Source organism: Ruminococcus sp. AM31-15AC (assembly GCF_003462045.1).
Lineage (GTDB): Bacteria > Bacillota > Clostridia > Oscillospirales > Ruminococcaceae > Hominimerdicola > Hominimerdicola aceti.
Map to the genome: position 1 here is coordinate 1 of NZ_QTYG01000093.1, position 3,723 is coordinate 3,723.

The window sequence follows — 3,723 nt, forward strand, 5'->3', positions numbered from 1 at the left end:
GAAAAAGCATCCACGGTTTTCACCTTAAAATTTCCGGTTAAAAAGCATGAAAAAAGCCCGTATTTACGGGCTTTTCGGCTGGTGCATCTTTTTTGTTCCACCAATATGGCTGGGGTGGAAGGATTCGAACCTTCGGAATGACGGAGTCAGAGTCCGTTGCCTTACCACTTGGCGACACCCCAATGTTTGTTCGATTTAGCTTGTTTTTGGTTGGGATAGATGGATTCGAACCATCGGAATGACGGAGTCAAAGTCCGCTGCCTTACCTCTTGGCTATATCCCATCGTCATGTCCCTCACTCAAACAGCTTAATCATTATAGCACACCATTTCGGGAAATGCAATACCTTTTCATATTTGTTTACAAAGCATTTACAGTGTATTAACATATATGGGCAAAACGACGTAAAACCGTAGGATGTTGTAGAAAAACTATTGAAAATGGTCAAAATATGTGATAAAATGAGCATAAGAGCGTGGCTCGGAACAAAAAACGAAAGGTCGTAACCGTTATGGAAGAGAAGAAAAAAGGATTTATCAAGAAGTTTGTAAATGAGTTCAAGGCGTTTGCTCTCAAAGGAAACGTCATGGACTTGGCAGTGGGCGTTATCATAGGCGCTGCGTTTCAGGATATCGTGACGTCATTTACGGAGAATTTTATCAACCCGATAATAGGCTGTATAGGCGGCGCTGACGTAGAGGGCAAGATACATTTGCTTGGAAATCAGTACATAAACTACGGCGCATTTCTGACGGCAGTCATCAACTTCATAATCATGGCGTTCGTTATTTTTGTAATAATGAAGGTCATAAACAAGCTTGCGTCACTTGGCAAGCATGAAGAGCCTGAAAAGCCTGCAGAGCCACCGGTGGACGTAGTGCTTCTTACAGAGATCAGAGATCTTCTCAAGGCGCAGCAGGCGGCTGAGGCGAGCAAAGAGGAAGAAAAGGCAGAAGAATAAGATCTGAAACGGTACACTTTTTAAGTTAAGGGACAGCTCCCATGTGGGGCTGTCTTTTTTGTTGGCTATCTTTTTGACGGTATTCATACAAATTCAGGTAGGGGCAAATACTTTTCTTCTGTAAAAACTCCACAATTATTTATCTTTCACTTTGTCACTTATTCTGTTTTAAATCTCTTTACTTTTTTGTCATCATATGATAAAATAATAACATGTATGTTTGTGAATACTTTTAAGCTTTTAAGTTTTCTAGCTTTCAAGCTTTTAATTATGAAAGGAAGTTTTTGTATGCCTATAACCGAGATACTGGAGCGTAACGCACGAGAGTTCGGAAACGATGTTGCTCTGGTAGAGGTCAATCCTGAGATCAGAGAAACCAGACGTGTGACTTGGAAGGAATATGAGCTTATCGAGCCTAACCCAGTCTGTCATTATCGCCGTGAGATAACCTGGAGCGTGTTCAATGAAAAGGCTAACCGCTTTGCCAATCTGCTTTTGTCCCGTGGGGTAAAAAAGGGTGACAAGGTGGGTATCCTGCTTATGAACTGTCTTGAATGGCTGCCTATTTATTTTGGAATCCTCAAGACGGGTGCGCTTGCAGTGCCGCTGAATTTCAGATACACTCCGGAGGAGATAAAATACTGTCTTGACCTTGCCGAGGTGGATATTCTTGTGTTTGGTCCTGAATTTATCGGCAGAGTTGAGGAGATAGCTGATGAGATAAGCAAGAACAGACTTCTTTTCTATGTTGGCGAGAACTGTCCGTCATTTGCGGAGCATTATGACAGGCTCACTGCAAACTGTGCAAGCACTACTCCATACATAGAGCTTACTGATGAGGACGATGCGGCTATCTACTTCTCGTCAGGCACAACAGGCTTCCCGAGGCTATCCTGCACAATCACGAGAGCCTTATGCACGCCGCAAGAGTTGAGCAGAATCATCATGGTCAGACAAAGGAGGACGTTTTCCTTTGTATCCCTCCGCTTTATCACACAGGTGCGAAGATGCACTGGTTCGGAAGCCTTATCTCAGGGGGCAAGGCGGTGCTTCTCAAGGGCGTGAAGCCTGAATTTATACTTGATACTGTATCGAGGGAGAAGTGTACTATCGTATGGCTTCTTGTGCCTTGGGCGCAGGATATCCTTGACGCTATCGACAGCGGCGAGGTGACACTTTCAAAGTATGAGCTTTCACAGTGGAGGCTTATGCACATAGGCGCACAGCCTGTTCCGCCGTCACTTATTGCACGCTGGAAAAAGGTTTTTCCTAACCACAAATATGACACTAACTATGGTCTTAGCGAATCTATAGGTCCGGGCTGTGTACACCTTGGGGTGGATAACATTGACAAGGTAGGTGCAATAGGCAAGGCAGGCTTTGGCTGGAAGGTCAAGATAGTTGATGATAAGGGCAATACTGTGAAGCGTGGCGAAGTGGGCGAGCTTTGCGTAAAAGGTCCCGGCGTTATGACCTGCTACTACAGAGATCCAAAGGCGACAGCTGAAACTCTCAAAGACGGCTGGCTTTTCACGGGCGACATGGCTCAGGAGGACGAGGACGGCTTTATTTACCTTGTTGACCGCAAAAAGGACGTTATTATAAGCGGTGGAGAAAATCTTTACCCTGTACAGATAGAAGACTTTTTGAGAAGTCATGACGCTATCAGAGACGTGGCAGTAATTGGTCTGCCTGATCAGCGTTTGGGCGAGATAGCGGCGGCAATAATCGAACTAAAGCCAGACCACCCATGCACAGAGGAAGAGATAATGGCGTTCTGCCAGAAGCTTCCGAGATACAAGCGTCCGCACAAGATAATTTTTGCAGACATACCGAGAAACCCGACGGGCAAGATAGAGAAGCCAAAGCTCAGGAAGATATACTGCGGAGAGAGCCTTGTGGCAAAGCAAAATCACGGATAAAAAGTAAAGAGGGGTAACGAAAATGGGACGAGAAGTAGTATTTGCCAACATACGAAAAAGAATGATAGCAATGATAGCTGGCGGTGTGATACTCACGCTAATGGGTGGATTTATCTCATTTGCGGCGGTAGTAGCCGGTGAATACGGCGTATTGATACTTGGGCTTTTTGCTCTTACGCCTGGTGTTATATTTCTTATATTTGGTACGTCACGGAGGACGCACCCTGAAAAGAGCGGCATATTCAAAGCCAATCCCGATCTTTTACAGCAGCTGACGAGCTTTACGCCAACATACAATATCAGGACGATTATATTATCGTATCCGACAGGGTGCTTGCCAACAAGAAAGCACCATTCAGATGTGCTGGCGAGAGGAAGCCTACGGCATTTACCAGCACACAGCGAGTATGAATTTCATCAGCTACACCAACGAGATAATCGTCTGCACGAAACACAAGAAGAATGTACTGCGTTTTAACGTATATGCCAAGGGCAAGGACACCGCCATGGGGCTTATGCAATTGCTTTCCCAATGTTGTCCCAACGCAATGGTAGGCTACACTCCTGAAACGCTTGCATATGTTAAGGAGATGCAGAGGCGTGCTCAGCAATAGATGATGGACAAGCTCTTTGTGCTTAAATTTGCACAAATGTAGGTTTGTCAATCATATTGGACACTATTATTAAGAAATTCGATAGGCGAAAACCATTTGAGGGGACGCATAGGACGGTTGTTTGTTCGACTTAAACGTGCAGCTAGCTGCACGTTTAAGTCGTCGCAGGAATAAAACCTATGGCACGAATAGAATTTGTTGTGATCTTCTCGGTGACTGCGCTCTA

General features: G+C 44.9%; 2 protein-coding genes, 2 tRNA genes and 1 pseudogene. 3 read left to right on the top strand and 2 right to left on the bottom strand.

Annotation, left to right across the window (positions count from 1 at the left end; translation table 11 throughout):
- Nucleotides 1-106 precede the first annotated feature (106 nt).
- A tRNA-Gln gene (locus DW793_RS13865) sits at nt 107-182 on the bottom strand.
- 25 nt (nt 183-207) lie between these two features.
- Nucleotides 208-283 (bottom strand) — tRNA-Gln (locus DW793_RS13870).
- A gap of 228 nt (nt 284-511) precedes the next feature.
- On the opposite strand from DW793_RS13870, the gene mscL reads away from it, so the two are divergent.
- From mscL to DW793_RS13885, 3 genes and pseudogenes are all read left to right on the top strand, one after another.
- Nucleotides 512-961: a large conductance mechanosensitive channel protein MscL gene (gene mscL / locus DW793_RS13875; RefSeq protein WP_252969912.1), complete on the top strand. Its 450-nt coding sequence runs from the start codon at nt 512-514 to the stop codon at nt 959-961.
- Between the two features lie 288 nt (nt 962-1,249).
- Nucleotides 1,250-2,883 (top strand): annotated as a pseudogene (locus DW793_RS13880) (class I adenylate-forming enzyme family protein).
- Between the two features lie 22 nt (nt 2,884-2,905).
- The gene (locus tag DW793_RS13885) at nt 2,906-3,361 is read left to right on the top strand and encodes a hypothetical protein (protein ID WP_118158495.1); all 456 of its coding nucleotides are present in this window, start codon (nt 2,906-2,908) and stop codon (nt 3,359-3,361) included.
- The last annotated feature ends 362 nt before the right edge of the window (nt 3,362-3,723 follow it).

Bases quoted from the DNA above. Each gene is read 5' to 3' on its own strand.
- mscL (WP_252969912.1), top strand. From the start codon at position 512: ATGGAAGAGAAGAAAAAAGGATTTATCAAGAAGTTTGTAAATGAGTTC.
- DW793_RS13885 (WP_118158495.1), top strand. From the start codon at position 2,906: ATGGGACGAGAAGTAGTATTTGCCAACATACGAAAAAGAATGATAGCA.